Below are 26,153 nucleotides of genomic sequence, written 5' to 3'. Positions count from 1 at the left end.
ATGAAAAAGGGCGTGTCCATGGACACGCCCTTTTTCAGACTGAGCGCAGCGGCAGGGGTTCAGCCGGCGATCAGTGCCTCGACCGCGGCGATCTGCCGATCGAGGGTGGCACGGTCAGCGCAGCGCAGGGTGGCATGGCCGACCTTGCGCCCGGCCTTGAAGGCCTTGCCGTAGTGATGCAGGTGGCAGTCGGCGATGGTGATCACCTGGTCCACGGCCGGCACCTCGCCGATGAAGTTGAGCATGGCGCTCTCCCCCAGCTTGGCGGTGGAGCCCAGGGGCAGGCCGGCGACGGCGCGCAGGTGGTTCTCGAACTGGCTGCACTCGGCGCCTTCGATGGTCCAGTGCCCGGAGTTGTGCACGCGCGGGGCGATTTCGTTGGCCTTCAGGCCGCCGTCCACCTCGAAGAACTCGAAGGCCAGCACGCCGACGTAGTCCAGCTTCTGCAGCACGCGACCGACGTAATCCTCGGCCAGGGCCTGCAACGGGTGGTCGGTGCTGGCGATAGACAGGCGCAGGATGCCGTTGTCGTGGGTGTTGTGCACCAGCGGGTAGAAGCGCGTCTCGCCATCACGGGCGCGCACCGCCACCAGGGACACTTCGCCGGTGAAGGGCACGAAGCCTTCGAGGATGCAGGGCACGCTGCCCAGCTCGGCGAAGGCGCCGGTTACATCTTCCGGTTTGCGCAGGACCTTCTGGCCCTTGCCGTCGTAACCCAGGGTGCGGGTCTTCATCACCGCCGGCAGGCCGATGGCGGCCACCGCGGCGTCCAGGTCGGCCTGGGACTGGATGTCGGCGAACTCGGGGGTGGGGATGCCCAGCTCCTTGAACATCGACTTCTCGAACCAGCGGTCACGGGCGATGCGCAGGGCGTCGGCCGAGGGATAGACCGGCACGAACTGCGAGAGGAAGGCCACGGTCTCGGCCGGCACGCTCTCGAACTCGAAGGTCACCAGGTCCACTTCGTCGGCCAGCTGGCGCAGGTGGTCCTGGTCGCCGTAGTCGGCGCGGATGTGTTCGCCAAGGGCCTGGGCGCATGCGTCCGGGGCCGGGTCTAGGAAGGCGAAGTTCATGCCCAGCGGGGTGCCCGCCAGGGCCATCATGCGGCCGAGCTGGCCGCCGCCGATCACGCCGATCTTCATCTGTCAGGCCTCACGCGGGTCCGGATTGTCGAGCACCGAGCGGGTCTGCTCGTCGCGGAAGGCCTTCAGCGCCGCGTGGTACTGCGGGTGCTGGTGGCCGAGGATGCTGGCGGCCAGCAGGGCGGCATTCACCGCACCGGCCTTGCCGATGGCCAGGGTGGCGACCGGGATGCCCGCCGGCATCTGCACGATGGAAAGCAGCGAGTCGACGCCCGAGAGCATGGACGACTGCACCGGCACGCCGAGCACCGGCAGATGGGTCTTGGCCGCGCACATGCCCGGCAGGTGGGCGGCGCCGCCGGCACCGGCGATGATCACCTGGATGCCACGGGCCTCGGCCTCATCGGCGTACTGGAACAGCAGGTCCGGAGTGCGGTGCGCGGAAACCACCTTCACCTCGAAGGGGATACCCAGCTTTTCCAGCATCTCGGCGGTGTGGCTGAGGGTGCTCCAATCGGATTTGGAGCCCATGATCACGCCTACCAGTGCGCTCATCGTCGTGCCTCATCAAGAGTCGAAAAACCAACAAGCCACGCATATGGCGTGGCTTGTCTGCGATGTGGGCCGGCGTGCGCTGCCGGCCGAAGGCCGCGCAGTATAACGCAAAGCCCGGCCTTGCCTACCGTCCGTCCAGCGGCTTGCCAAGGCGCCCGGAAATTGCCCTGGAGCAAGGGTCGGGCGAGCGCGCGGGTGCACACTCCAGGCTCCTTTTTCAGGAGGTGCATGCCATGAACCAGACCATGAAAGCCGCCGTCGTCCATGCCTTCGGCGAACCGCTGCGGATCGAAGAGGTGAAGGTGCCGCTGCCCGGCCCCGGCCAGATCCTGGTGAAGATCGAAGCCTCGGGCGTCTGCCACACCGATCTGCATGCCGCCGAGGGCGACTGGCCGGTGAAGCCCGCCCTGCCCTTCATCCCCGGCCACGAAGGCGTCGGCTACGTGGCGGCGGTGGGCGCCGGGGTCACCCGGGTCAAGGAAGGCGACCGCGTCGGCGTGCCCTGGCTGTACACCGCCTGCGGCTGCTGCGAACACTGCCTGACCGGCTGGGAAACCCTCTGCGAGGGCCAGCAGAACACCGGCTACTCGGTGAACGGCGGCTACGCCGAGTACGTGCTCGCCGACCCCAACTACGTGGGCGTGCTGCCGAAGAACGTCGGCTTCGCCGAGATCGCGCCGATCCTCTGCGCGGGTGTCACTGTCTATAAAGGCCTCAAGGTCACCGGCGCGCGCCCCGGCCAGTGGGTGGCCATCTCCGGTATCGGCGGCCTGGGCCATGTGGCCGTGCAGTACGCCCGCGCCATGGGCCTGCACGTGGCGGCCATCGACGTCGACGACGCCAAACTGGAACTAGCCCGCAAGCTCGGCGCCAGCCTTACGGTCAACGCCCGTAACGAGAACCCGGCCGAGGTGATCCAGCGCGACATCGGCGGCGCCCACGGCGTGCTGGTCACCGCGGTGTCCAACAGCGCCTTCGGCCAGGCCATCGGCATGGCCCGTCGCGGCGGCACCGTGGCCCTGGTGGGCCTGCCGCCGGGCGACTTCCCCACGCCGATCTTCGACGTGGTGCTCAAGGCCATCAGCATCACCGGCTCCATCGTCGGCACCCGCGCGGACCTGCAGGAAGCGCTGGATTTCGCCGGCGAAGGCCTGGTGCACTCCACCTTCAGCACCGACAGCCTGGACAACATCAACAGCATCCTCGACCGCATGCGCGCCGGGCAGATCGAAGGCCGCGTAGTCCTGCAGATGTAACCCCGCCAACCGGCCCCGGCTCAGGCCGGGGTCGCCCCCTCGCTGCCCGCCCCGCCTTCCAGCTTGCGCCACAGCAGGCGGATCGCCGCCTTGCGCACCAGCGCGCAGCGGTACAGGCGGATCTCCAGCGGCACATGCCACTGCGACCCGCCACACACCACCAGTTCACCCCGCGCCAGCTCCGCCTGGGCACTGAAGCGCGGCACCCAGGCCACGCCCATGCCCTGCAGCGCCATGCTCTTGAGGCTGTCGGCCATGGCCGTCTCATAGACAGTGGTGGAGCGCAACGCCCGCTGGCGCAGCAGCAGGTTCACCGAACGCCCGAGGAAGGCCCCGGCGGTGTAGGCCAGCAGCGGCACGCTCTGCCCGTTCTCCAGGCTGTAGAGCGGCTCGCCATTCGCGTCCACCGCGCACACCGGCAGCATCTCGGTGCTGCCCAGGTGCATGGAGGGGAAGATTTCCGGGTCCATCTGCAGGGAGGCGTCCGGATCATAGAAGGCCAGGATCAAGTCGCAGCTGCCCTCGCGCAGGGAATGCACGGCGTCGCCGACGTTGGTGGCGATCAGTCGGCTGGCGATGTTCAGGCCCTCGCCGCGCAGCCGCGCGATCCACTGCGGGAAGAAGCCCAGCGCCAGGGAGTGGGCGGCGGCGAACTGCAGCACCTCGCCCTGCTGCCCTTCCAGGTGATGCAGGTGGCGCACCACCTCGCCCACCTGCTCGACCATGCTGCGCGCGGTGACCAGGAACAGCTGGCCCGACTCGGTGAGCTCCACCGGCGTGCGCGAACGGTTCACCAGGGTCAGCCCCAAGGCCGCCTCCAGGCTGCGGATGCGCCGGCTGAAGGCCGGCTGAGTGACGAAGCGTTTCTCCGCCGCCTGGGAAAAGCTGCGGGTGGCGGCCAGGGCGACGAAGTCCTCCAGCCATTTGGTTTCCAGGTTCATCTCGGCCCCCTTTGCCCGATTTTGGTGCACACGCTTCCCGAACGAAGCGGGTCACGGCCACATTATGCCGTTTGTGCATGACCCAGCGGATAACAGCATTGGTCGACGAACGGTTGCAAGCTTAGTCTATTGGGCATCGCGGCACTGGCCGTGTCTTCCCTGAGATGTATTACATCATGTCCTCCGCTGCATCCTTTCGTGTAGAAAAAGACCTGCTCGGCACCCTCGAAGTCCCCGCTGATGCCTACTACGGCATCCAGACCCTGCGCGCCGTGCAGAACTTCCGCCTGTCGGGCGTGCCCCTGTCGCACTACCCGAAGCTGGTAATCGCCCTGGCGATGGTCAAGCAGGCCGCCGCCGATGCCAACAAGCAGTTGGGGCACCTCAACGCGGAAAAGCACGCCGCCATCAGCGAGGCCTGTGCCCGCCTGATCCGCGGTGATTTCCACGACCAGTTCGTGGTCGACATGATCCAGGGCGGCGCCGGCACCTCCACCAACATGAACGCCAACGAGGTGATCGCCAACATCGCCCTCGAGGCCATGGGCCGCAACAAGGGCGAGTACGCCTACCTGCACCCGAACAACGACGTGAACATGGCGCAGTCCACCAACGACGCCTACCCCACCGCCATCCGCCTGGGCCTGCTGCTCGGCCACGACGCGCTGCTGGCCAGCCTCGACAGCCTGATCCAGGCCGTCGCCGCCAAGGGCGAAGAGTTCTCGCACATCCTCAAGATGGGCCGTACCCAGCTGCAGGACGCCGTGCCCATGACCCTGGGCCAGGAATTCCACGCCTTCGCCACCACCCTGGGCGAAGACCTCGGCCGCCTGCGCAGCCTGGCGCCGGAACTGCTCACCGAAGTGAACCTCGGCGGCACCGCCATCGGCACCGGCATCAACGCCGACCCGGGCTACCAGCACCTGGCCGTCGAGCGCCTGGCCACCATCAGCGGCCAGCCGCTCAAGCCCGCTGCCGACCTGATCGAAGCCACCTCGGACATGGGCGCCTTCGTGCTCTTCTCCGGGATGCTCAAGCGCACCGCGGTCAAGCTGTCGAAAATCTGCAACGACCTGCGCCTGCTCTCCAGCGGCCCGCGCACCGGCATCAACGAGATCAACCTGCCGGCCCGCCAGCCGGGCAGCTCGATCATGCCCGGCAAGGTCAACCCGGTGATCCCGGAAGCGGTCAACCAGGTCGCCTTCGAAGTGATCGGCAACGACCTCGCCCTGACCCTGGCAGCCGAAGGCGGCCAACTGCAGCTGAACGTGATGGAGCCGCTGATCGCCTACAAGATCTTCGACTCGATCCGCCTGCTGCAACGCGCCATGGACATGCTGCGCGAGCACTGCATCGTCGGCATCACCGCCAACGAAGCCCACTGCCGCGCACTGATGGAGAACTCCATCGGCCTGATCACCGCGCTGAACCCCTACATCGGCTACGAGAACTCCACCCGCATCGCCAAGGAAGCGCTGATCAGCGGCCGCGGCGTGCTGGAACTGGTGCGCGAGGAGAAGCTGCTGGACGAGTCCATGCTCGCCGACATCCTCCGCCCGGAAAACATGATCGCCCCGCGCCTGGTGCCCCTGAAGGCCTGACGCGACACCTGACTCACCAGGAGGGGCCCTGCCCCTTCATCCTTCAAGGATGGCGCCAGCCATCCTTTTTTTTCGCCTGTGGAAAAGGGGTTATCCACAAGCCCCGAATCCCACTGTCTGCCGAAGTCCGTGTAGGGGCGACTTCAGTCGCCAAGCGGGCCGCAGGCCCGCCCTGCGGAATCCATGGGACCGCTGCGCGATCCTTGGGCGAATGAATTCGCCCCTACAGGAAGCACCGCAAGCGCCGGTGAATCGGTGCCAACCCCAACGCCGAAACGGTGGACCGATGAAGCGGGGTCCACCCTACATCGACCGACGCACCGTGCCCGCACAAACCCTCCCGTTGGGTACGATGGATAACGCTCTTTTATCCACCGAGCGAAGCCGATCCCAGCACCTCTGCTCACCCCGTGGGAATTCATTCGCGATGGGGCCCCAGCCACCTGGAGCTATCCAGCGGGTTGCAAGCCATTCGCGGCTGAAGCCGCTCCCACAAGGGTCCCCCTCCATCTGCCGGGAGAACCGTGCGGGTGGCCCTGGGCGAATGAATTCGCCCCTACAACCTCCACGCCTTGCGCAATGCCGCCAGGGCCTTGGCGATCTCCGCCTCGGGCACCGCGGCGAAGCCCAGCACCAGGCCGGCGCGGTTATCCACAGGCGGCTCCTCCCCCGGCAGCCAATAGCTGCTAAGGCCGTTCAACTCCACGCCGGCTCCTTCGGCCGCCGCGATCAGCTCGCGCTCGCGGGCCAGGCTATCGACCCGCACGCACAGGTGCAGCCCGGCCTCCACCGCCGGCATCGGCGCGCAGCCGGGGATATCCACAGGCCAGCCGGCCAGCAACGCATCGCGTCGGCTGCGGGCGGCGGTGCGCATGCGCCGGATGTGCCGCTGGAAGTGCCCGGCGGCGATGAACTCGGCCATCACCGCCTGGGTGCCGATCTCCGAATGGCGCATGTCCAGGGCGCGGCGGAGAGCGAAGGGTTCCACCAGGGCCGGCGGCAGCACCAGGTAGCCCAGGCGCAAGGCCGGGAAGGCGATCTTGCAGAAGGTGCCGACGTAAAGCACCCGGCCCTGCCGGTCCAGCGCCGCCAGAGGGGCCAGGGGCGTGCCGCTGTAGCGGTACTCGCCGTCGTAGTCGTCCTCGACTATCCAGCCGTCGTGGCGCTCGGCCCAGTCCAGCAGCTCCAGGCGCCGCGCCAGGCTCAGGGTCACCCCGGTGGGGTACTGGTGGGACGGCGTGACATAGGTAAGGCGGCAATCCCCGGCCCGCTCCAGGGCGGCGGTATCCAGCCCATCCGCGTCCACCGGGATGCCGGCGAGCTGCGCACCGGCCACGGAGAAGGCATGGCCGGCGGCGCGGTAGCCGGGGTTCTCGATGGCCACCCGGTCCCCCGGCTCCACCAGCAGTTGTGCACAGAGGCTGATGGCCTGCTGGGCGCCACAGGTGACGATCACCTGCGCCGGGTCGCAGTGCAGCCCCCGGCTGTTGCGCAGGTAGGCGGCGATCAGCTCGCGCAGCTGCCAGTCGCCGGCCGGGTCGCCATAGCCCAGGCGCGCGGGCGAGGGTTTGCGCCAGAAGCGCGCCGAAAGCCGCGCCCAGGTCTCGAAGGGGAACAGGTCGAAGGCTGGCACGCCCACGCGGAAGGCACGGGGTGGCCCGATCAGCGGCCGGCTCAGGTGATGGGCCTGCAGACGCTGCAGCGCCTCGCTCGTCGCAGCCCTGGCCTGCACGGCGGGCGCCGGCCTCGAGGTTGTGGATAACTCCGCCACATAGGTGCCATCGCCGATGCGGCCCTCCACGTAACCCTCGGCGTAGAGCTGGTCGAAGGCGCGGGTCACGGTATTGCGCGAGATGCCCAGCAAGGCCGCCAGGTCCCGGCTCGCCGGCAGCCGCGTGCCGCTTTGCAGGCGGCCATCGAGAATGCGTTCGCGCAGCCCCTCGTAGAGCTGGCGGGCCAGGCCCTGGCGCGCATCGAGGCGGATGCCGGAAAGATCGACGGGGAGTGGCACGGCAATCGGCATGGATTGGCCCTATGGAAGTCGCAGGAAATGGCTCTTACAACGGGCCAATATCCTGCCTAGGATGTTTCCATCACGCCAGGAGATTCGCCATGTACCTGCCCGCCTCCTTCCGCCAGGAAGACCTCGCCGAACTGCACCTGCAGATGCACCAGAGCCGCCTGGCCACACTGGTCTGCCAGGGCGCCGACGGGCTGGTGGCCAGCCACCTGCCGCTGCTGCTGGAAGCCGGCGAAGGCGAGTACGGCACCCTCTATGGTCACTTCGCCAAGGCCAACCCGCAGTGGCGCGCGCTGGCCGACGGCGCCGAGGCGCTGGTGGTGTTCAACGGTCCGGACGCCTACGTCAGCCCCGCCTGGTACGCCGCCAAGGCCGAGCACGGCAAGGTGGTGCCGACCTGGAACTACATCGCCGTGCACGCCTACGGCCAGGCCGAGGTGTTCGACGACGCCGAACGCCTGCTGCAACTGGTCGGCCGCCTCAGCGACCAGCACGAAGCCGGGCGCCCACAGCCCTGGGCGCTGAGCGATGCGCCGCGCGACTACATCGACGCCATGCTCCGCGCCATCGTCGGCTTCGCCCTGCCGATCCGCCGTATCGAAGGTAAATGGAAGCTCGGCCAGAACCGCAGCCAGGCCGACCAGGCCGGCGTACGCGAAGGCCTGGCCGGCAGCGCCGACGGGCGCGACCGCGAACTGGCCCAGCGCATGGCCCCCACTCTCTGAACCACCCTGAAAGGAAGCAGCATGTCCCTCGAAATCCGCCCGGTCAGCGCCGCCGACCACGCCGCCTGGCTGCCGCTGTGGCAGGGCTACCAGCGTTTCTACAAGACCGAGATCGCCGCCGAGACCACCGAGCAGACCTGGCAGCGCTTCCTCGATACGGCCGAACCCATGCACGCCGCCCTCGCCTGGCAGGGCGACCGCGCCGTGGGCCTGGTGCACTTCATCTATCACCGCTCCTGCTGGACGGTGGGCGATTACTGCTACCTGCAGGACCTCTATGTGCAGGACGGCCTGCGCGGCGCCGGCGTCGGCCGCGCGCTGATCGAGCACGTCTACGCCCAGGCCCGTGCCGCCGGCGCCTCGCGGGTGCACTGGCTGACCCACGAGACCAACACCGACGCCATGCAACTCTATGACCGCATCGCCGATCGCTCCGGCTTCCTCCAGTACCGCAAGCTGCTCTGACCAGGAATCTTCCATGAACGACGAAACACAACTCGACTGGCGACCCGTACCCGCCCCGGCCCGTGCGCCCCTCGACGGCCGCTTCGTGCGCCTGGAACCGGTGGACGCCAGCCGCCACGGCGACGACCTCTGGCCTGCGCTGCAAAGCCCGGATGGCGACCCGCGCCTGTGGGACTACCTCGGCTACGGCCCCTTCGCCGAGCGCGCGGCCTTCGACGCCTGGCTGGCGGGCAACCAGGCCAGCATCGACCCGCAGTTCTTCAGCGTGATCGACCGCGCCAGCGGCCGCGCCGTGGGCCTGCTCAGCTACCTGCGCATCGCCCCCAACGACGGCTGCATCGAGATCGGCCACATCGCCTTCGGCGCCCCCATGCAGCGCTCGCCCGCCTCCACCGAGGCGGTCTACCTGCTGGCGCGCCTGGCCATGAGCGAGCTCGGCTACCGCCGCCTGGAATGGAAGTGCAACGCCCTCAACGCCCGCTCCATGCGCGCCGCCGAGCGCCTGGGCTTCACCTATGAAGGGCTGTTCCGCCAGCACATGGTGGCCAAGGGCCGTAACCGCGACACCGCCTGGTTCTCCATCATCGACAGCGAATGGCCGGCGGTACGCGACGCCTTCGAGGGCTGGCTGGCTGTGGATAACTTCGATGGCCAAGGCCAGCAGAAGCGCCGCCTTGAGGATTTCAGGAAAGCCTGAAGGCGAGCCACGCCTCGTAGGATGGGTAGAGGTACGAAACCCATCATTGCGGAGTACCCCATGACCGCATGGGTTTCGCTTCGTCGCCCAGCCCATTCGAATCAGCCCCCACGTAAACGGGAGCCCATCAAGAAAAAGCTCCCTTATTCCGGTAACCCTTCTGTTACGAAACCGTAAGACTTCTTCCTTATAAACAGCGGCCAGCCAACACAATCACTACAAAGGTTGCCGCCATGAACCGCACGCTGTCTCCGCTCGCCCGCTGCGTCGCCCTCGCCCTGACCGGTTTCTCCACCCTCGCCGGTGCCGCCACCGTCACCGTGAACACCGCCACCACCACCGGCCAGGTGCTCACCGGGGAAACCACCCTGCAGGTGGGCAGCAGCGGCAGCATCACCACCAGCGGCAAGAGCGTGGAACTGAAGAACGCCACCAGCGGCGCCGGGGTGATCGTCGACAACAGCGGCCTGATCAAGTCCACCGGCGATCGCGGCCTCGACAGCTCGGGCAGCAACGCCTCGCGCACCTACCAGATCATCAACCGCGAAGGCGCCACCATCGACGCCTCCAAGCAGGGCATCCGCATCAGCGGCGACCTGGCCGGCACCCACGTGACCATCGACAACGCCGGCACCATCATTTCCCAGACCGACCGCGCGATCATGCTCAAGGACCTCAAGACCAATGTGCAGATCGACATCACCAACCGCGCCACCGGCCTGATCCGCGGCGTACGCGAAGACGCCATGCGCGTCGGCAACAACGCCACCATCACCAACTATGGCGAGATCAGCAGCGGCGACATGACCAATGCCGACGCCAAGTTCGACGGCATCGACTTCGACGCCTCCACCGGCGGCAAGGTGGAGAACCACGGCACCATCTCCGGCGGCCGCCACGGCATCACCACCGATGTTGGCGCCGAGCTGATCAACTACGCCGATGGCGTGATCATCGGCCGCAACGGCTCGGGCTTCGGCTCCGACGGCAATGGCCGCGTCACCAACTACGGGCGCATCACCGGCGCCTACAACGGCCTGGTGCCGGACGGTGACGGCGATGGCGTGGACATCGACGGCGAGGGCTGGATCGACAACCACGGCATCATCGAAGGCACCGGTGCCGGCGGCTTCAAGGACGGCTCGGCCAACACCAGCGAAGGCATCGCCATGGGCGGCGGCACCATTTATAACCGCGCCGGCGCCAGCATCAGCGGCGCGGCCAACGCCATCCTCATCGACGACAGCGCCACCGGCGGCGCGCCCTATGCCACCTACCTGGAGAACTTCGGGCAGATCCTCGGCCTGGGCGGCGATGCCGTGCGCATCATCGGCGACAAGAACGACACCGTGATCAACGGCGGCCTGATCAGCAGCACCGGCGGCGTGGCCCTGGACCTGGGCGGCGGTGCCGACAGCCTGACCCTGCGCAGCGGCAGCCAGTTCGTCGGCCTGGTGGACGGCGGTGCCGGCCGCGACGTGCTGACCCTGGACGACGTCGGCGGTGGCAGCTTCGGCAACAGCGCCCACTTCGAGTGGCTGAAGGTCAGCGCCGGCCGCTGGACCCTGGATACGCAAGACTTCAGCGAAGGCGGCGAAGTACTGGCCGGCGCCGAATTGATCAACCTCGGCCGCATCGGCGGCACCCTGGGCGTCGCCTCGGGCGCCACCTACGCCGGCGGCGGCCATGTGGATAACCTCAACCTGGCCGCCGGCTCCACCCTGGCCTTCGCCGTAGCCGCCGATGGCAGCCACAGCCCGCTGCTAGCCGACGGGCACGTCGCCCTCGACGGCGCCCGCCTGGACGTGCGCGCCAGCGCCGGCACCTACCCGAACACCAGCCACTACCAGGTGATCCAGGCCGCCGACGGCGTCAGCGGCCGCTTCGCCAGCGTCACCAGCAACTTCGCCTTCCTCACCCCGACCCTGCGCTACGAAGCCGACAGCGTGGAGCTGGACCTGACCCGCAACGACGTTGCCTTCGCCGACGTGGCCAACAACGGCAACGGCGCCAATGTCGCCAACAGCATCAGCGCCCAGGGCAGCCCGCAGCTGTACAACGCCCTGGTCACCAGCAGCACCAGCGAAGCCCGCGACGCGCTCAACCAGCTGGCCGCGCCGAACAACGCCAGCCTCGCCGGCAGCACCCTGGGCAGCACCAGCCAGGTCAGCGGCGCCATGCTCGGCGCCCTGCAATCCCTCAGCGGCGGCCTCGGCGGCAACCTGCAGAGTTCGCTGAACGTCGAAGACGGCCCGCTGCTGGCCGCCACCGGCGTGCCGGCGGATGCCCGCAACCTCAACGACCCGTCCGCTCGCGGCCGCCTCTGGGTCCAGGCCCTGGGCAGCCACGGCAACCTCGACGGCAGCCAGGGCGGCCACGACCTGGACAGCGACACCCGTGGCGCCGTGGTCGGCGCCGACTGGGCCATGGGCAACGATTGGCGCCTGGGCGTGCTCGGCGGTTATTCGCGCACCGACCTGGAGGCCGGCAGCGGCTTCGAGGGCGATGTCGACAGCCTGCACCTGGGCGTCTACGGCCTGCGCCAGGACGGCCCGGTGGCCCTGCGCCTGGGCGCCGCCTACAGCCGCCACGACGGCGACAGCAAACGCGACGTGGCCTTCGGCGGCTTCACCGACCACCTGCGCGGCAGCTACGACGCCGAAAGCTTCCAGGCCTTCACCGAGGTGGGTTACGCCATGGGCAGCGGAAACATCCAGACCGAACCCTTCGCCGGCATCGGCTACCAGTACTACGCCCGTGACAGCTACGACGAGAAAGGCGGCGCCGCCGCCCTGCACGTGGACGACCAGGACCAGGGCAACCTCACCAGCACCTTCGGCGTGCGCATCGCCCGACTCGACACCCTGGACAACGGCATGGCCTTCACCCCGCGCCTCTCGGTGGCCTGGCGCCATGTCTACGGCAACGTCGACAGCAGCACCCGCCAGTCCTTCCTCAGCGGCGGCAGCGCCTTCAGCGTCGAAGGCAGCGCCCTGGACCGCAACAGCCTGCTGCTCGATGCCGGCTTCGACATCGGCCTGAGCAGCACCCAGAGCATCGGCCTCGGCTACAGCGGCGAGCTGGGTGGCAATGCGCAGAACCACGCCATCGTCGCCCAGTGGCAGATGGGGTTCTGAGGCACCGGGTACGGGGCGTGCTGAAACATGTCCCGGTGTGTAGGGTGGATAACGCTCTTTTTATCCACCAGCGGAGCCAGGGTCGGCACCGCAGTGGTGGACCGGTGAAGCGGGGTCCACCCTCGCCGGATGCATCATGCCGGCGGGGTGTGGGCCGCTGCGCGGCCTTGGGCGAATGAATTCGCCCCTACAACCGGCACGACCTACCCCGCGCCAGCACGAAGCGATAGTCGGGCCACGCGGGCCTATTCAATAGGCGCGGCAGGCCCCCAGGGCCACGGTTTCCAGCAGGCGCTCCTTGCGCTGGCTTTCGCCGTCGAACTCGGCGATCGGGGGTTGGTGGCTGGCGGGGTTGGTGAAGGCGAGGCTGACCATCAGCTTGTAGGTCTGGTAGCGGTTGCGCACCGGGCGGGTGCCGGGGCAGTCGGGGAAGTTGCCGCTCTCGGTCACCAGCACTTCCTGGCAGTTTTCATCGTCCAGGTGCTTTTCATAGCGGTCGGTGCCGCTGCGGTAGGTCTTGCCGGCGCATTTGAGGCGGCGCACCGACTTGCTGCAGAACCCCGGCGCCGTGCAGCTCTCGCTGCTGTCGCGCTCCGCCCGGTCTTCCTTGGACTCACGCCAGTAGGCGCGGATGTCGTAGCGCAGCCCGCTCTCCCGGCTGGCGAGGAAGAAAGAGCGGCCGGAATAGGCTTCCGACGGCACGCTGACGCTGAAGTCGCTGCGCTCGTTGTGCAGGCGCATGTCGGCGGACCACATGGGCTTCGGGTTGAACTCCAGCCCCATATGGCCCTGGCGCAGTTGCACCTCGTCGCTCAGTTGCAGGGGCTGGCTGTCGCGGGTGTAGAGGTAGCCCTGGCTGCTGAGGTTGTTGAGGCCGTTGCAACCAGCCAGGGAAAGGCCCAGCAGGCCCATGAGCAGGGAGGTCGGCAGCGCGCGTCGAATGCGGGCCGGTGGAACAGGAAGCATGGCGTTCATTCCTTGATCAGAAGATTGCAGTCCGTGGTCGGGGTCGCGGCCGGGCCGCTCACTCGATCTCGAACAGCCCGTTCTTCAACGGCGCGACATCCAGGCGCTGGCGGATGTCGGCGTCGATGCGCGGGTCGTCGGGGCGGTAGAGCATCACCTGGCGGTAGGCGCTGACGCGGTTGATCTCCGGGCCCAGGTATTCCCACACCACGCGGGTGCAGGCGGGGTTGCGGCGGTCGCCGCTGGAGACGCCGGTCTTCAGGCCGTTGAGGCGGGTGATACGGCTCTTGAAGCTGGGGATGAGGATGGTCTGGCTCATCTCGTTGACGGTGAGCGACTCGTAGTCCATCAGGAACACCCGGTCCTGCAACTGGAAGGCGGCGCCCAGGTAGCGGCAGCGCACCCAGTCCTCGGCCTGCACGTCGGTGCTGCTGGAGCGCTCCTGGCGTTCCTGGCGCTCGAAGAGGAAGGTGCCGCGCTCCTCCCACAGGTGCACCAGGGACAGCAAGATGGTGCCGGGCACCGACATGCAGTTGGAGTACTCGAAGTAGTAGCCGCAGTAGCGCGACAGGTTGCCGGACTCCTCCCGCAGCGGGCGCAGCAGGTCCAGCAACGGGTCGCTGGCCGGAACCGCGCCGCTTTCCGGGCGGCGCGCGCCGATCAGGCGGGCGAACTGTTCGGCCGGCAGGCTCAGTTCGTAATCCTCGACACCGAAGAAATCACCGATGCGCTTGAGGTTGTAGGCCGTCGGACGGCTCTGCCCGCTGAGGTACTTGTTGAACTGCGCACGGTTGATCGCCAGCTTGCGGCAAACCTCCGCGATAGAGCGGTAGTGGCTGCAGAGCAGCTTGAGGTTTTCCCCCAGATTGTCCGACAAGGTCTGAACTCCCCCGATGCGAGCGGCGCGAATATAGCATCAACTCGCGTCACCTCGAATAAACCTGCGAAATTGCCTGACCAATGGCCCTTGGCCAAACATGCGCGCCTTGGCCACGACCCGCTCGCGGCGTTCACCGTCCGAACAATAAGAATCGAGGAATTCTCCATGCTCGAAATGCTCAACGATTTCCTGTCCGGGAAAGTGCTCATCGTGCTGATCGTCGGCTTGGGCAGCTACTTCACGCTGCGCTCCCGCTTCGTTCAGTTCCGTCACTTCGGCCATATGTTCGGCGTGTTCAAGGAATCCATCCGTGGCCAGGCTGGCCAGCTGAGCTCCTTCCAGGCCCTGATGCTGAGCCTCGCCGGCCGCGTCGGCGCGGGCAACATCGCCGGTGTCGGCATCGCCGTGACCCTCGGCGGCCCGGGCGCCGTGTTCTGGATGTGGGTGACCGCCCTGGTCGGCATGTCCAGCAGCTTCTTCGAGTGCACCCTGGCCCAGGTCTACAAGCGCGCCGACGGCGACGGCCTGTACCGCGGCGGCCCGTCCTACTACATCCAGCACGGCCTGAAACTGCGCTGGATGGCGATGGTGTTCGCGGTCCTGCTGCTGGTCACCTATGGCTTCGCCTTCAACGGCCTGCAGTCCTTCACCGTCACCCACTCGCTGGAAAACGCTTTCGGCCTTCCGGTGCAGTACACCGGCATCGGCCTGGCCGTGCTGCTGGGCCTGGTGTTCATTGGCGGCATCAAGCGCATCGCCTCGGTCTCCGACCTGCTGGTCCCGGTGAAAACCCTGGCCTACATCGGCGTGACCCTGTACGTGATCGCCACCCAGATCGAACTGGTCCCGGACATGCTGGTGACCATCGTCAAGAGCGCCTTCGGCCTGGAACCGGCCTTCGCCGGCCTGCTGGGCAGCGCCATCGTGATGGGCGTGAAGCGCGGCGTGTTCGCCAACGAAGCCGGCCTGGGCAGTGCGCCCAACGTCGCCGCCGTGGCCGCCGTGAAACACCCGGCCGCCCAGGGCGTGGTCCAGGCGTTCAGCGTGTTCCTCGACACCTTCGTGATCTGCACCTGCACCGCGCTGCTGATCCTGCTCTCCGGCTTCTACACCCCGGGCTTCGAAGGCGACGGCATCGTCCTGACCCAGAACTCGCTGGCCGCCGTGGTCGGTGACTGGGGCCGCATCTTCGTCAGCGTGGCACTGAGCCTCTTCGTCTTCACCTGCATCCTCTACAACTACTACCTCGGCGAGAACGCCCTGCAGTTCCTCCTCGGCCGTAGCCGTGTGGCCCTGCTGAGCTACCGCGGCCTGGTCCTGGCGCTGATCTGCTGGGGCTCGATGCAGAACCTGGGCACCGTGTTCGCCTTCGCCGACATCACCATGACCTGCCTGGCCTTCGTCAACCTGATCGCCCTGGCCCTGCTGATCAAGGTCGGCCTGCGGGTGATGCGCGACTACGACGAACAGCGCAAGGCCGGTATCGATCAGCCGGTGTTCGACTCCGCCAAGTTCGCCGACCTGGACCTGGACCGCGCCGCCTGGCCGGCCAACCCGGCCGTCGAAGCAGCGCCGCAACAGGCCCCTGCCGGCCTGGCGGAAAGCCACCGCTAAGCGCTCCCCGCGCTGCACCGGATGCCGCTTCTCCGCCCTGCGGGGAAGCGGCATCGTCGTATCAGGCAACAGTTTCTGGTGGGATCGGCTCGCGATAGCGGCCAGATTCGGCGTTATGCTGGCCCACCGTTTTATTCCCCGAGTGAACCAGGACAAGGCATGAGCGCAGTCAACAACCTCTTCGTCCTCTATACCGGCGGCACCATCGGCATGCTGCAGACGGCCCAGGGCCTGGCCCCGGCCGGTGGCTTCGAGGCGCGCATGCGCGAGCACCTGGCCAGCACCGGCGCGCCGGCGCCGCAGTTCGCCTTCCACGAAATGCTGCCGCTGCTGGACAGCGCCAACATGACCCAGGCCCAGTGGCTGGCCATGCGCGACCGCATAGTCGAGGCAGTGGTCGAAGGCGGCCACGACGCCGTGCTGCTGCTGCACGGCACCGACACCCTGGCCTACAGCGCCGCCGCCTTGAGCTTCCTGCTGCTGGGCCTCGGCGTGCCGGTGGTGCTCACCGGCGCCATGCTCCCGGCGGGCGCCGAAGGCAGCGATGCCTGGCCCAATCTGTGTGGCGCACTCGCGGCCCTGCAAACCGGCGTGGAGCCGGGCGTGCACCTGTATTTCAACGGCGAGCTGATGCATGGCGCGCGGGTGAGCAAGCTGCGCAGCGACGCCTTCGACGCCTTCACCGTGCTGCCACGCCAACGCAACGGCGAACGTGCCGACGTGCTGCCCGCCCTGCTCGGCTTCAACACCCGTCGCGCACCGGTGAACCTGGCGGTGCTGCCGCTGTTCCCCGGCCTGCAGGCGAGCCATGTGCAGGCGCTGCTGGATTCCGGCGTGCAGGGTCTGTTGCTGGAGTGCTACGGCAGCGGCACCGGCCCCTCCGACAACGCCGAGCTGCTGGCTGTGCTCAAGGCCGCGCACCAGCGCGGCGTGGTGCTGGCCGCCATCAGCCAGTGCCCGGCCGGGCATGTGGAATTCGGCGTCTACGCCGCCGGCAGCCAACTGGCGGCCAGCGGCCTGGTCTCGGCCGGCGGCATGACCCGCGAAGCCGCCCTGGCCAAGCTCTTCGCCCTCATCGGCGCCGGCCTCGCCCCCGCCGATGTCGAACGCTGGTTCGCCCTGGACCTGTGCGGCGAACGGGTAGCGTGATGGACCTGTAGGGGCGACTTCAGTCGCCAAGGGCCGCACAGCGGCCCCAACCACCACCCGCACAACGTTGCCGACTTGCGTAGGGTGGACCCCGCTTCACCGGTCCACCATTGCGGAGCTCCGGGCGACACCGCCGGTGGACGTAAAAAGCGACGTCCACATCCGGCTCAGGTCACCTCACCCCGGATGTACTGCTCCAGGTGCTGGATCAGCGCGTCCTGTTCGGCGATGGCTTCCTTGACCAGGTCGCCGATGGACAGCAGGCCGACCAGTTGGCCGTCTTCCACCACCGGCAGGTGGCGCAGGTGGCGGTCGGTCATCAGCGCCATGCACTCGCGGATGCTTTGCCGGCCATTCACCGTCAGCACCGCTTCGGTCATGAATTCGCGCACCGACGTGCCCACCGACGAACGCCCTTGCAGCACACCCCGGCGGGCGTAATCACGCTCGCTGACGATGCCCACCAGGCGGCCCTCCTCGACCACCGGCAAGGCACCGATATTGTGTTCGGCCAGCAGGCGCAGGGCATCGAGCATCGGCACTTCGGCGCCGACGGTGTGCACCTGCTGGAGCGGCTTGGCGTGGAGCATCTGGGCAACGGTCTTCATCGGTGAACCCCTTCGGTGATCGTGATTGGCGCCCAGCATGCCGTCGCCGGCCGGTGCCCGGCCAAACGGTGATTTGCATGGCGGCCATTGAAAGTTTTGTGGCCGAGACCTGGAAAAAGCGCAAAAAAAGGGGAGCCCGTGGGCTCCCCAGGGGACTGCTTGCTCGGGATCACTCGATCTCGATCAGGACCTCGCCCGGGTTGACCCGGTCGCCCTTGGCGATGTGGATGGCCTTGACGGTGCCGGCGATGGGCGCCTGCACTTCGGTCTCCATCTTCATGGCTTCGGTGATCAGCACGGCCTGGCCGGCCTTGACGCTGTCGCCTTCCTTGACCAGTACGTCGACGATGTTGCCCGGCATGGTGGTGCTGACGTCGCCCGGTGCGCTGGCGTGCTTGCGCTTGCTGCTGCTGCCGGCGACGAAGTCGTTGAGCGGCTCGAACACCACTTCTTCCGGCATGCCGTCGATGGACAGGTAGAAGTGGCGCTTGCCGTCGGTCTTCACGCCGACGCCGGTGATGTCCACGCGGTAGCTCTCGCCGTGCACGTCGACCACGAACTCGGTGGGCACGCCTTCGCCGCCGACCGGGGCCGCACCCTGGCCGTTGGGGATGGGCAGCAGCTCCTCGGGCTTGAGGGTGCCGGCTTCACGCTCCTCGAGGAACTTGCGCCCGATGTCGGGGAACATGGCGAAGGTGAGGACGTCTTCCTCGCTCTTGGCCAGGGCGCCGATTTCCTTGCGCAGCTTGTCCAGCTCGGGCTTGAGCAGGTCGGCCGGGCGCACGTCGATGACGTCTTCGTTGCCGATGGCCTGGCGGCGCAGCTCTTCGTTGATCTGGCCCGGGGCCTTGCCGTAGCGGCCTTGCAGGTAGAGCTTCACCTCGTTGGTGATGGTCTTGTAGCGCTCGCCGGCGAGGACGTTGAAGAACGCCTGGGTGCCGACGATCTGCGAGGTCGGGGTGACCAGGGGCGGGAAGCCGAGGTCGGCGCGCACGCGCGGGATCTCTTCCAGCACCTCGCCCATGCGGTTGAGGGCGCCCTGCTCCTTGAGCTGGTTGGCGAGGTTGGAAATCATCCCGCCCGGCACCTGGTTGACCTGCACGCGGGTGTCGACGCCGGTGAACTCGCTTTCGAACTGGTGGTACTTCTTGCGCACGGCGTGGAAATACATGCCGATCTCCTGGATCAGCTCCAGGTCCAGGCCGGTGTCATAGGGCGTGTTGCGCAGGGCCGCGACCATGGATTCGGTGCCCGGGTGGCTGGTGCCCCAGGCCATGCTGGAGATGGCGGTGTCGATGCGGTCGGCGCCGTTCTCTATGGCCTTGAGCTGGCACATGCTGGCGACGCCGGCGGTGTCGTGGGAGTGGATCACCACGTCCAGCGGCAGGGCGTCCTTCAGCGCCTTGACCAGCTCGCCGGTGGCGTAGGGGGTCAGCAGGCCGGCCATGTCCTTGATGGCGATGGAGTCGACGCCCATGGCGGCCATGGCCTTGCCCTGGGCCACGAAGGCATCGATGGTGTGCACCGGGCTGGTGGTGTAGGCGATGGTGCCCTGGGCGTGCTTGCCGGCGGCCTTCACCGCTTCGATGGAGACACGCAGGTTACGCACGTCGTTCATGGCGTCGAAGATGCGGAACACGTCGATGCCGTTGACCGCCGCCTTGGCCACGAAGGCCTTGACCACGTCGTCGCTGTAGTGGCGGTAGCCCAGCAGGTTCTGTCCACGCAGGAGCATCTGCAAGCGGGTGTTGGGCAGCGCGGCCTTGAGCTTGCGCAGGCGCTCCCACGGGTCCTCCTTGAGGAAGCGCACGCAGGCGTCGAAGGTGGCGCCGCCCCAGACTTCCAGCGACCAGTAGCCGACCTTGTCCAGCTTGTCGCAGATGGGAAGCATGTCTTCCAGGCGCATGCGGGTGGCCAGCAGGGACTGGTGCGCGTCACGCAGGATGGTGTCGGTGACGCTGATCTTCTTGGTTTCGAGGGTCTTGCTCATGTTCTGCATCCTTCCCTTACAGGCCCGCGTGGGCGGCAATGGCGGTCGCAATGGCGATGGCCAGGTGCGACGGGTTGCGCTTGATCGAATACTGGGTCAGCTCCGGGTGGCTTTCGACGAAGCTGGTGTTGAACTGGCCGCTGCGGAATTCGGGATCGCGGAGGATCTCCTGGTAGTAGGCCGCGGTGGTCTTGACCCCTTGCACGCGCATGTCGTCCAGCGCGCGCAGGCCGCGGTCCAGTGCCTCTTCCCAGGTCAGTGCCCAGACGATCAGCTTCAGGCACATGGAGTCGTAGAAGGGCGGGATGGTGTAGCCGGTGTAGATCGCCGTGTCGGTACGCACGCCGGGGCCGCCGGGGGCGTAGTAGCGGGTGATCTTGCCGAACGAGGGCAGGAAGTTGTTCTTCGGGTCCTCGGCGTTGATGCGGAACTGCAGGGCGAAGCCGCGGTGGATGATGTCCTCCTGCTTCACCGAAAGCGGCAGGCCCGAGGCGATGCGGATCTGCTCGCGGACGATGTCGATGCCGGTGATTTCCTCGGTGATGGTGTGCTCCACCTGCACCCGGGTGTTCATCTCCATGAAGTACACCTCGCCCTCGGCGAGCAGGAACTCCACGGTGCCGGCGTTCTCGTAGCCCACCGCCTTGGCGGCGCGCACGGAGAGGTCACCGATGTAGGCACGCTGCTCGGGGGTGAGCTGCGGGCTGGGGGCGATCTCGATGAGCTTCTGGTTGCGGCGCTGGATCGAGCAATCACGCTCGAACAGGTGCACGGTGTTGCCGAAGCTGTCGGCCAGGACCTGGGCCTCGATGTGCTTCGGGTTGACGATGCATTTCTCCAGGAACACCTCGGCCGAGCCGAAGGCCTTGGTCGCCTCGGAGATGACCCGCGGGTAGGCCTGCTCCAGCTCGGCGCGCGAGTTGCAGCGGCGGATGCCACGACCGCCACCGCCGGAGGTGGCCTTGAGCATCACCGGGTAGCCGATGCGCTCGCCCTCGCGCAGGGCCTCTTCGAGGTCCGCCACGTTGCCTTCGGTGCCCGGGGTCACCGGTACGCCGGCCTTGATCATGCTGCGGCGGGCTTCGGTCTTGTCGCCCATGCGGCGGATCACTTCCGCCGACGGGCCGATGAAGCGGATGCCGCGCTCGGCGCAGATGTCCGCCAGCTCGGCGTTCTCGGAGAGGAAGCCGTAGCCGGGGTGCAGGGCGTCGCAACCGGTTTCCACGGCCAGGTTCACCAGCTTGCGCGGGTTGAGGTAACCGGCCAGCGGGTCCTCGCCGATGCTGTGGGCCTCGTCGGCACGCTTGACGTGCAGGGCGTGGCGGTCGGCGTCGGAGTAGACGGCCACCGAGCGGATGCCCATCTCGGCGCAGGCACGCACGATTCGGACGGCGATCTCACCCCGGTTGGCGATGAGGATTTTCTTGATCACGAGCGTTCCCTCGACCAAGTGGGCAGGCGAACGGCGGGCCGTTCGGCGAGTGACCGCCGGTGCTGTAGCGGTGCGTGATTAACCTACGCCCAGCCCTGGGATAACCCAAATCAATAATTATTGGGGTATCCATTAGGAAAGCCTTATAGTCGCCGCCGCGACCCCACGTTTTCGAGGCCCTACCCTATGCGCAAGACCCTGCTGCGCATGACGCTGCGCCAGCTCCAGGTGTTCCGTGCCGTGTTCGAGACCCGCTCCTACAGCCGAGCGGCGGAGGAAATGGCATTGACCCAGCCGGCCGTCAGTCTGCAGATCCGCCAGCTCGAAGAACTGGTGGGCCAGCCGCTGTTCGAGTACGTGGGCAAGAAGCTCTACCAGACCGACGCCGCCGAGGCGCTGTACGTGGCCAGCAGCGACATCTTCCAGCGCCTGGCCAGCCTCGACATGCAGCTTTCGGATCTGCAGGGCTCGCTGCAGGGCCAGCTCAACCTGGCGGTGGAATCCAGCGCCAAGTACTTCGTGCCGCACCTGTTCGCCGCCTTCAAGCAGCAGCATCCGGACGTCAGCCTGCACCTGTCGGTGGTCAACCGCGCCCAGGTGATCAAGCGCCTGGCGGACAACCGCGACGACCTGGTGATCATGTCCTTGGTGCCCCAGGACATGGCCCTGGAGTTCCTGCCCTTCCTCAACAACCCGATCATCGCCGTGGCGCCACCGGATCACCCGCTGTGCCACGCGCGCAGCCTGACGCTGAAGGACCTGGAGCCCTTCCCGTTGCTGATCCGCGAGGCGGGCTCGGGCACCCGCAAGGCCTGCGAGGAATACTTCCAGCAGAAGCGCGCGCACTTCGCCCAGACCCAGGAAGTCGCCTCCCTGGATGCCCTGCGCGAATGCGTGGTGGCCGGCCTCGGCCTGGGGCTGCTGCCCCGCCATGCGGTCAGCCTGGAGCTGGCCACCGGCGTGTTGCGCGAGCTGCCGGTGGAAGAGCTGCCGCTCTACCGCAGCTGGTGCGTGGTCCACGCCAAGGGCAAGCGGCTGTCACCGGTCGCCCAGGCGCTGATGGCCTTTATCCGCGAAGAACGCGCCCAGATCAGCACGCTTTCGCAGCGGTTCGACGGCGCTCTGCCGTTGACGACAACAGGTAGTTGATCGCGATCAGGTCGGGATAATCGTTCAGCTCCGCCAGCAAGCGGCGCTGTTCGGCGCGGTCCTCGATGGCCCGGCGGAACTGCATCCGGCGCTGGTCTTCGAGTTTGCGCCGGGTCTTGCTGTCGATGGCCGGCTCGTCAAAACGCTGTGCATGGTGTCGAGGCATGTCAGGTCTCCCAGGACGAAGTGCGGGAGCACCAGCATCGGCCAGCGGCGTGACGCTTTGACGGCAGGGGGGTGACGCTGCGGTGACCGTCTTGCGACAGCCACCGGCACCTTCAGAGCAACGCGTCGAGCAGGCGGTACCAGGCGATCCCCGCGCCCAGGTAGAGGCGTTGCAGGCCGTGCAGCGGGATGCGCCGCAGCGGCGTGATCGGGAAGGGGAAGTCCCCGCCCTGCCCCGCCAGGCGCGCGGCCATGTGCCGCCCCAGGCTGGTGGCCAGGGCGATGCCGCGACCGTTGTAGCCCAGCAGCATCGACAGCCCCGGCGCCGGCTCATGGACGTGGGGCAGGAAGTCCTGGGTCAGCGCCACGCGCCCGCTCCAGCGGTATTCGATGGGCACCCCGGCAAGCTGCGGGAACAGCCCGGTGAGCGAGCGCTCCAGGTGCGCCCAGTCGCTGGCCTGGCGTGGCTCGGGGAAGGGCCCGCGGCCGCCCAGCAGCAGGCGGCCCTGGGCATCCTGCTTGAAGTACAGCAAAAGGCGCCGCGCATCCGAGCAGACCTCGCCCCCCGGCAGCACGCTGTGGCGCAGGTGCGCGGGCAGCGGCTGGGTGGCGACGATGAAGCTGTTGGCGGCGATCAGCGTCTGTCGCAGGCCGGGCCAGAGATCATCGGTGTAGCCGTTGCCAGCCAGCAGCACGCGCTCGGCCCGCACCTGGGCACCGCCGGCTGTGGATAACATCCAGCCGCCCTCCTCGCGGCGCAGGCCGGTGACCCGACTGTGACCATGGACCTTCGCACCCCGCTCCACCGCCGCACGCGCCAGCCCACGGGCGTAGCTCAGGGGCTGGACGCTGCCGGCGCGCGGGTCGACCCAGCCGCCGAGGTAATTGACGCTGCCGATGCGCCGGGCCACGGCCGGTTTGTCCAGCAGCTCCACCTCCACACCGCGCGCACGCCATTGCCCGGCGCGCTGCTCCAGGCCACGCATGGCGACGGGGGATGCGGCCGGCTGGATCCAGCCCTTGCGGGTGGCGTCGCAGTCGATGCCGAGCCGTTCGATCAGCGCGAACACCTCGTCGGCGGCGCCACCGGCGGCGGCGATCATCGCCTCGCCACGGGCCGCGCCGAACTTGGCGATCAGTTGCTCGGGGTCGAACTTGAGCCCGGGGATCACCTGCCCGCCGTTGCGCCCGGAAGCGCCCCAGCCCGGCTCGCCGGCATCCAGCACGCAGACGCGCACGCCCGCTTCGGCCAGGTGCAGGGCGGTGACCAGCCCGGTGTAGCCGGCACCGACGATGGCGACATCGGCCTGGGTGCTCTCGCTCAAGGGCGGGGTGGCGACAGCGGGTTTGGCGGTGGCCGCCCAGAGCGAGGACGGCAGGGTGGGCACCAGGGGCGCATTCATGCCGGCACCTCGCCGCTGTTCAGCAGGCGCTTGAGGAAGTCCTGGGTACGCGGGTGGCTCGGTGCGCTCAGCACCTCGCGGGCCGGGCCCTGTTCGACGATGCGGCCGCTGTGGAGGAAGCAGACCTTGTCGGCCACGTCACGGGCGAAGCCCATCTCGTGGGTGACTACGATCATGGTCATGCCTTCATCGGCCAGGCGGCGCATCACCGCCAGCACCTCGCCCACCAGCTCGGGGTCGAGGGCGGAGGTGGGCTCGTCGAAGAGGATCGCCCGGGGCTTCATCGCCAGGGCACGGGCGATGGCCACGCGCTGCTGCTGGCCGCCGGAGAGTTCGTCCGGGTAGGCGTTCATGCGGTGGGAGAGGCCGACCTTCTCCAGCAGCGCCTCGGCCTGGCGCCGGGCTTCGCGGGGGTCTTCCTTCTTCACGTAGATCGGCCCTTCCATCACGTTTTCCACAGCGGTGCGATGGGGGAACAGGTTGAAGCGCTGGAACACCATGGCCACCTGGGTGCGGATCTCATGGATGCTGTCGTGGTGGCGGTCCACCGCCTGGCCACTGACCAGGATTTCGCCACGGTCGTGGGTCTCCAGGCCGTTGATGCAACGCAGCAGGGTGGATTTGCCCGAGCCCGAGGGGCCGATCAGGCAGACCACCTCGCCGCTCTCGATGTTCAGGTCGATGCCTTCGAGCACCGCCAGGCTGCCGAAGCTCTTGTGCAGCTGCTTGATCTCGATCATGGCTTGCTCCTCTTGCCGATTCGCGCTTCCAGCCGGCGCAGGCCGTAGGACAGCGGCAGGCTCAGCGCCAGGTAGAGCAGCGCCACCAGGGTGTAGACGGTCATGTTCTCGAAGGTCGAGGAGGCGATCAGCTGGCCGGCGCGGGTCATCTCGGCCACGGTGATGGTGGAAACCAGCGAGGAGTCCTTGAGCATCATCACCAGGGTGTTGCCGTAGGGCGGCAGGGCGATGCGGAAGGCCTGGGGCAGCACCACCCGGCGCATCACCATGGCGCCGCGCATGCCGAGGGATTCGGCCGCCTCGATCTGCCCCTGGTGGATGGCCTGGATGCCGGCACGGAAGTTCTCCGCCTGGTAGGCCGAGTAGGCGATGCCTAGGCCGATGACGCCGGCCTGGAAGGCAGTGAGCTGGATGCCGAAGTCCGGCAGCACGAAGTAGATGTAGAAGAGCTGCACGATGATCGGCAGGCCGCGGATGACGTTGACCACGCCGATGGCGAACAGCGAGATGGCGCGGACCTTCGACACCATCATCAGGGCGAAGACCAGGCCGATCACGGAACTGAGCAGGAAGGACCCGGCAGTGACCTGCACGGTGACCACCGCCCCTTTCAGCAGAATGGGGAGGAAGTCCAGAGCGTTCTGGAGAAACATGGAGGCTACCCGAGGATGGGTTCAGGGAAAGGCCCGCCGCGCCGGCGGGCCGCGAGCGGGATCAGTTGAGCTTCCACTTCTCGACGATGCGTTCCAGGGAGCCATCGGCCTTGATGGCGGCGATGCCGGTGTTGACCCGCTCCAGGGTCGCAGCATCGCCCTTGCGCACGATCAGGCAGACATCGCCCATGATCACCGGCTGGTAGCCCTGCACCAGGCGCACCTTGTCCTGGGTGCCCTGGGCCAGCTGGTAGGCGAGGATCGGGTGGTCGGCAAAGCCGGCCTTGATCCGCCCCAGGGCCAGGTCGCGCATCAGGTCGGCGATGGAGTCGTAGCCCCGCACCTCCTTGAAGATGCCGCGCTTGTTCAGCTCGTCGATGAACACGGTGCCGACCTGGGCACCGACCACCTCGCCCTCGAGGTCTTCCATGCGGGTATAGGCGGTGGCGTCGTCGGCGCGGACGATCAGCCCCTCGCCGTAGCTGAACACCGGGTCGGAGTACTGCACCACCTTCTCCCGCGCGGGGGTGCGCAGCATGGCGGCGGAGATGACGTCGATCTTGTTCGCGGTCAGCGAGGGGATCAGCGCGGCGAAGGTGGTCTGCTGGATCTCCACCTCGAAGCCGCCGGCCTTGGCCACCGCCTGGGCGGCATCGACCATCATCCCCTGGATGCTCTGGCTCTTGACGTCGAGGAAGGTGAAAGGCACGCCGGTGGCGGTGGCGCCGACCCGGTAGCTCTCGGCGCTGGCGGCGAAGGACGTGGCAAGGCCGGCGACGAGGGCGCAGGCACAGGTGAGGGCACGAAGGCGAGGATGCATGGCAAGTCTCCCATTGGACGCTGTTTATTGTCGTTGTGCGCTATGGATAGCCCCTTCTGAATCGGCAGGGGGCGTTTTCTCGAATATAAACAATTTACAAGAATC

At 67.5% G+C, this 26,153-nt stretch carries 23 protein-coding genes; 9 read left to right on the top strand and 14 right to left on the bottom strand.

The genetic code is table 11. The annotated features are described in order from the left end of the window. Positions 1 to 59: 59 nt before the first annotated feature. Both OEJ36_RS25370 and purE read right to left on the bottom strand, forming a co-directional pair. Positions 60 to 1,142 carry a 5-(carboxyamino)imidazole ribonucleotide synthase gene (locus OEJ36_RS25370; protein ID WP_263403878.1) on the bottom strand — a complete coding sequence of 361 codons (1,083 nt, stop codon included), beginning with the start codon at positions 1,140 to 1,142 and terminating at the stop codon, positions 60 to 62. Between the two features lie 3 nt (positions 1,143 to 1,145). Continuing rightward, on the bottom strand, positions 1,146 to 1,637 hold the full coding sequence (gene purE, locus OEJ36_RS25365; protein WP_021220952.1) for a 5-(carboxyamino)imidazole ribonucleotide mutase: 492 nt from the start codon (positions 1,635 to 1,637) through the stop codon (positions 1,146 to 1,148). A gap of 233 nt (positions 1,638 to 1,870) precedes the next feature. Between purE and adhP the strand changes: the two genes are divergently transcribed. After that, positions 1,871 to 2,893, top strand: coding sequence for an alcohol dehydrogenase AdhP (gene adhP / locus OEJ36_RS25360; RefSeq protein WP_263403877.1), 1,023 nt, complete (start codon positions 1,871 to 1,873; stop codon positions 2,891 to 2,893). 20 nt (positions 2,894 to 2,913) lie between these two features. On the opposite strand, the gene OEJ36_RS25355 is transcribed toward adhP, so the two are convergent. Further along, the gene (locus OEJ36_RS25355; protein ID WP_263403876.1) at positions 2,914 to 3,834 is read right to left on the bottom strand and encodes a LysR substrate-binding domain-containing protein; all 921 of its coding nucleotides are present in this window, start codon (positions 3,832 to 3,834) and stop codon (positions 2,914 to 2,916) included. 176 nt (positions 3,835 to 4,010) lie between these two features. On the opposite strand from OEJ36_RS25355, the gene OEJ36_RS25350 reads away from it, so the two are divergent. Then, on the top strand, positions 4,011 to 5,435 hold the full coding sequence (locus tag OEJ36_RS25350) for an aspartate ammonia-lyase (RefSeq protein WP_043243088.1): 1,425 nt from the start codon (positions 4,011 to 4,013) through the stop codon (positions 5,433 to 5,435). 556 nt (positions 5,436 to 5,991) lie between these two features. Here OEJ36_RS25350 and OEJ36_RS25345 read toward each other — a convergent pair. Next, the gene (locus tag OEJ36_RS25345; protein WP_263403875.1) at positions 5,992 to 7,458 is read right to left on the bottom strand and encodes a PLP-dependent aminotransferase family protein; all 1,467 of its coding nucleotides are present in this window, start codon (positions 7,456 to 7,458) and stop codon (positions 5,992 to 5,994) included. Positions 7,459 to 7,547: 89 nt separating this feature from the next. Here OEJ36_RS25345 and OEJ36_RS25340 point away from each other — a divergent pair, with 89 nt between their 5' ends. The 4 genes from OEJ36_RS25340 to OEJ36_RS25325 all read left to right on the top strand — a co-directional run bounded on the left by OEJ36_RS25340 (position 7,548) and on the right by OEJ36_RS25325 (position 12,479). Then, the gene (locus OEJ36_RS25340) at positions 7,548 to 8,180 is read left to right on the top strand and encodes an FMN-binding negative transcriptional regulator (protein WP_263403874.1); all 633 of its coding nucleotides are present in this window, start codon (positions 7,548 to 7,550) and stop codon (positions 8,178 to 8,180) included. A gap of 21 nt (positions 8,181 to 8,201) precedes the next feature. Continuing rightward, on the top strand, positions 8,202 to 8,645 hold the full coding sequence (locus tag OEJ36_RS25335) for a GNAT family N-acetyltransferase (RefSeq protein WP_263403873.1): 444 nt from the start codon (positions 8,202 to 8,204) through the stop codon (positions 8,643 to 8,645). 13 nt (positions 8,646 to 8,658) lie between these two features. Continuing rightward, complete coding sequence (locus OEJ36_RS25330; RefSeq protein WP_263403872.1) at positions 8,659 to 9,342, top strand: GNAT family N-acetyltransferase; 684 nt, start codon at positions 8,659 to 8,661, stop codon at positions 9,340 to 9,342. 233 nt (positions 9,343 to 9,575) lie between these two features. Next, entirely contained in the window at positions 9,576 to 12,479 is a 2,904-nt protein-coding gene (locus OEJ36_RS25325) for an autotransporter outer membrane beta-barrel domain-containing protein (protein WP_263403871.1), read from the top strand. Positions 12,480 to 12,728: 249 nt separating this feature from the next. On the opposite strand, the gene OEJ36_RS25320 is transcribed toward OEJ36_RS25325, so the two are convergent. Together OEJ36_RS25320 and OEJ36_RS25315 are read right to left on the bottom strand one after the other, a co-directional pair. Beyond that, positions 12,729 to 13,445 (bottom strand): hypothetical protein, encoded by a 717-nt coding sequence (locus tag OEJ36_RS25320; RefSeq protein ID WP_263403870.1) that lies wholly within the window; start codon positions 13,443 to 13,445, stop codon positions 12,729 to 12,731. A 58-nt stretch (positions 13,446 to 13,503) separates the two neighbouring features. Continuing rightward, positions 13,504 to 14,322 (bottom strand): helix-turn-helix domain-containing protein, encoded by an 819-nt coding sequence (locus tag OEJ36_RS25315; protein ID WP_021220962.1) that lies wholly within the window; start codon positions 14,320 to 14,322, stop codon positions 13,504 to 13,506. A 168-nt stretch (positions 14,323 to 14,490) separates the two neighbouring features. Between OEJ36_RS25315 and OEJ36_RS25310 the strand changes: the two genes are divergently transcribed. Together OEJ36_RS25310 and OEJ36_RS25305 are read left to right on the top strand one after the other, a co-directional pair. Further along, complete coding sequence (locus tag OEJ36_RS25310) at positions 14,491 to 15,939, top strand: alanine/glycine:cation symporter family protein (RefSeq protein ID WP_263403869.1); 1,449 nt, start codon at positions 14,491 to 14,493, stop codon at positions 15,937 to 15,939. A gap of 159 nt (positions 15,940 to 16,098) precedes the next feature. Further along, complete coding sequence (locus tag OEJ36_RS25305; protein WP_263403868.1) at positions 16,099 to 17,088, top strand: asparaginase; 990 nt, start codon at positions 16,099 to 16,101, stop codon at positions 17,086 to 17,088. A gap of 167 nt (positions 17,089 to 17,255) precedes the next feature. Here the strand turns inward: OEJ36_RS25305 and OEJ36_RS25300 are convergent, their stop codons facing one another. The 3 genes from OEJ36_RS25300 to OEJ36_RS25290 all read right to left on the bottom strand — a co-directional run bounded on the left by OEJ36_RS25300 (position 17,256) and on the right by OEJ36_RS25290 (position 21,118). Next, positions 17,256 to 17,696 (bottom strand): CBS domain-containing protein, encoded by a 441-nt coding sequence (locus tag OEJ36_RS25300; RefSeq protein ID WP_263403867.1) that lies wholly within the window; start codon positions 17,694 to 17,696, stop codon positions 17,256 to 17,258. Between the two features lie 169 nt (positions 17,697 to 17,865). Further along, on the bottom strand, positions 17,866 to 19,686 hold the full coding sequence (gene oadA, locus OEJ36_RS25295; protein ID WP_021220967.1) for a sodium-extruding oxaloacetate decarboxylase subunit alpha: 1,821 nt from the start codon (positions 19,684 to 19,686) through the stop codon (positions 17,866 to 17,868). Positions 19,687 to 19,702: 16 nt separating this feature from the next. Then, positions 19,703 to 21,118 (bottom strand): acetyl-CoA carboxylase biotin carboxylase subunit, encoded by a 1,416-nt coding sequence (locus OEJ36_RS25290; protein WP_021220968.1) that lies wholly within the window; start codon positions 21,116 to 21,118, stop codon positions 19,703 to 19,705. A gap of 201 nt (positions 21,119 to 21,319) precedes the next feature. Here OEJ36_RS25290 and OEJ36_RS25285 point away from each other — a divergent pair, with 201 nt between their 5' ends. Further along, positions 21,320 to 22,267, top strand: coding sequence for a LysR family transcriptional regulator (locus tag OEJ36_RS25285; protein WP_263403902.1), 948 nt, complete (start codon positions 21,320 to 21,322; stop codon positions 22,265 to 22,267). On the opposite strand, the gene OEJ36_RS25280 is transcribed toward OEJ36_RS25285, so the two are convergent. The 5 genes from OEJ36_RS25280 to OEJ36_RS25260 form a co-directional block, all read right to left on the bottom strand. Next, on the bottom strand, positions 22,209 to 22,433 hold the full coding sequence (locus OEJ36_RS25280; protein ID WP_263403866.1) for a PA3496 family putative envelope integrity protein: 225 nt from the start codon (positions 22,431 to 22,433) through the stop codon (positions 22,209 to 22,211). The two genes, OEJ36_RS25285 and OEJ36_RS25280, sit on opposite strands and share 59 nt — an antisense overlap. A 112-nt stretch (positions 22,434 to 22,545) precedes the next feature. Continuing rightward, positions 22,546 to 23,835: an NAD(P)/FAD-dependent oxidoreductase gene (locus OEJ36_RS25275; RefSeq protein ID WP_263403865.1), complete on the bottom strand. Its 1,290-nt coding sequence runs from the start codon at positions 23,833 to 23,835 to the stop codon at positions 22,546 to 22,548. Beyond that, positions 23,832 to 24,575: an amino acid ABC transporter ATP-binding protein gene (locus OEJ36_RS25270; RefSeq protein WP_021220971.1), complete on the bottom strand. Its 744-nt coding sequence runs from the start codon at positions 24,573 to 24,575 to the stop codon at positions 23,832 to 23,834. Before OEJ36_RS25270 ends, OEJ36_RS25275 begins: the two co-directional genes overlap by 4 nt. After that, on the bottom strand, positions 24,572 to 25,228 hold the full coding sequence (locus OEJ36_RS25265; protein ID WP_021220972.1) for an amino acid ABC transporter permease: 657 nt from the start codon (positions 25,226 to 25,228) through the stop codon (positions 24,572 to 24,574). Before OEJ36_RS25265 ends, OEJ36_RS25270 begins: the two co-directional genes overlap by 4 nt. A 61-nt stretch (positions 25,229 to 25,289) precedes the next feature. Continuing rightward, on the bottom strand, positions 25,290 to 26,048 hold the full coding sequence (locus tag OEJ36_RS25260; RefSeq protein ID WP_263403864.1) for an ABC transporter substrate-binding protein: 759 nt from the start codon (positions 26,046 to 26,048) through the stop codon (positions 25,290 to 25,292). Positions 26,049 to 26,153 lie beyond the last annotated feature (105 nt).

Source organism: Pseudomonas sp. PDM13 (genome assembly GCF_025685765.1).
GTDB classification, from domain to species: domain Bacteria; phylum Pseudomonadota; class Gammaproteobacteria; order Pseudomonadales; family Pseudomonadaceae; genus Metapseudomonas; species Metapseudomonas solani.
Note: the sequence above shows the minus strand (reverse complement) of the source record. Positions and strands in the feature narration are given on the sequence as shown.

Bases quoted from the DNA above. Each gene is read 5' to 3' on its own strand.
- OEJ36_RS25370 (WP_263403878.1), bottom strand. From the start codon at position 1,142: ATGAAGATCGGCGTGATCGGCGGCGGCCAGCTCGGCCGCATGATGGCC.
- purE (WP_021220952.1), bottom strand. From the start codon at position 1,637: ATGAGCGCACTGGTAGGCGTGATCATGGGCTCCAAATCCGATTGGAGC.
- adhP (WP_263403877.1), top strand. From the start codon at position 1,871: ATGAACCAGACCATGAAAGCCGCCGTCGTCCATGCCTTCGGCGAACCG.
- OEJ36_RS25355 (WP_263403876.1), bottom strand. From the start codon at position 3,834: ATGAACCTGGAAACCAAATGGCTGGAGGACTTCGTCGCCCTGGCCGCC.
- OEJ36_RS25350 (WP_043243088.1), top strand. From the start codon at position 4,011: ATGTCCTCCGCTGCATCCTTTCGTGTAGAAAAAGACCTGCTCGGCACC.
- OEJ36_RS25345 (WP_263403875.1), bottom strand. From the start codon at position 7,458: ATGCCGATTGCCGTGCCACTCCCCGTCGATCTTTCCGGCATCCGCCTC.
- OEJ36_RS25340 (WP_263403874.1), top strand. From the start codon at position 7,548: ATGTACCTGCCCGCCTCCTTCCGCCAGGAAGACCTCGCCGAACTGCAC.
- OEJ36_RS25335 (WP_263403873.1), top strand. From the start codon at position 8,202: ATGTCCCTCGAAATCCGCCCGGTCAGCGCCGCCGACCACGCCGCCTGG.
- OEJ36_RS25330 (WP_263403872.1), top strand. From the start codon at position 8,659: ATGAACGACGAAACACAACTCGACTGGCGACCCGTACCCGCCCCGGCC.
- OEJ36_RS25325 (WP_263403871.1), top strand. From the start codon at position 9,576: ATGAACCGCACGCTGTCTCCGCTCGCCCGCTGCGTCGCCCTCGCCCTG.
- OEJ36_RS25320 (WP_263403870.1), bottom strand. From the start codon at position 13,445: ATGCTTCCTGTTCCACCGGCCCGCATTCGACGCGCGCTGCCGACCTCC.
- OEJ36_RS25310 (WP_263403869.1), top strand. From the start codon at position 14,491: ATGCTCGAAATGCTCAACGATTTCCTGTCCGGGAAAGTGCTCATCGTG.
- OEJ36_RS25305 (WP_263403868.1), top strand. From the start codon at position 16,099: ATGAGCGCAGTCAACAACCTCTTCGTCCTCTATACCGGCGGCACCATC.
- OEJ36_RS25300 (WP_263403867.1), bottom strand. From the start codon at position 17,696: ATGAAGACCGTTGCCCAGATGCTCCACGCCAAGCCGCTCCAGCAGGTG.
- oadA (WP_021220967.1), bottom strand. From the start codon at position 19,686: ATGAGCAAGACCCTCGAAACCAAGAAGATCAGCGTCACCGACACCATC.
- OEJ36_RS25280 (WP_263403866.1), bottom strand. From the start codon at position 22,433: ATGCCTCGACACCATGCACAGCGTTTTGACGAGCCGGCCATCGACAGC.
- OEJ36_RS25275 (WP_263403865.1), bottom strand. From the start codon at position 23,835: ATGAATGCGCCCCTGGTGCCCACCCTGCCGTCCTCGCTCTGGGCGGCC.
- OEJ36_RS25270 (WP_021220971.1), bottom strand. From the start codon at position 24,575: ATGATCGAGATCAAGCAGCTGCACAAGAGCTTCGGCAGCCTGGCGGTG.
- OEJ36_RS25265 (WP_021220972.1), bottom strand. From the start codon at position 25,228: ATGTTTCTCCAGAACGCTCTGGACTTCCTCCCCATTCTGCTGAAAGGG.
- OEJ36_RS25260 (WP_263403864.1), bottom strand. From the start codon at position 26,048: ATGCATCCTCGCCTTCGTGCCCTCACCTGTGCCTGCGCCCTCGTCGCC.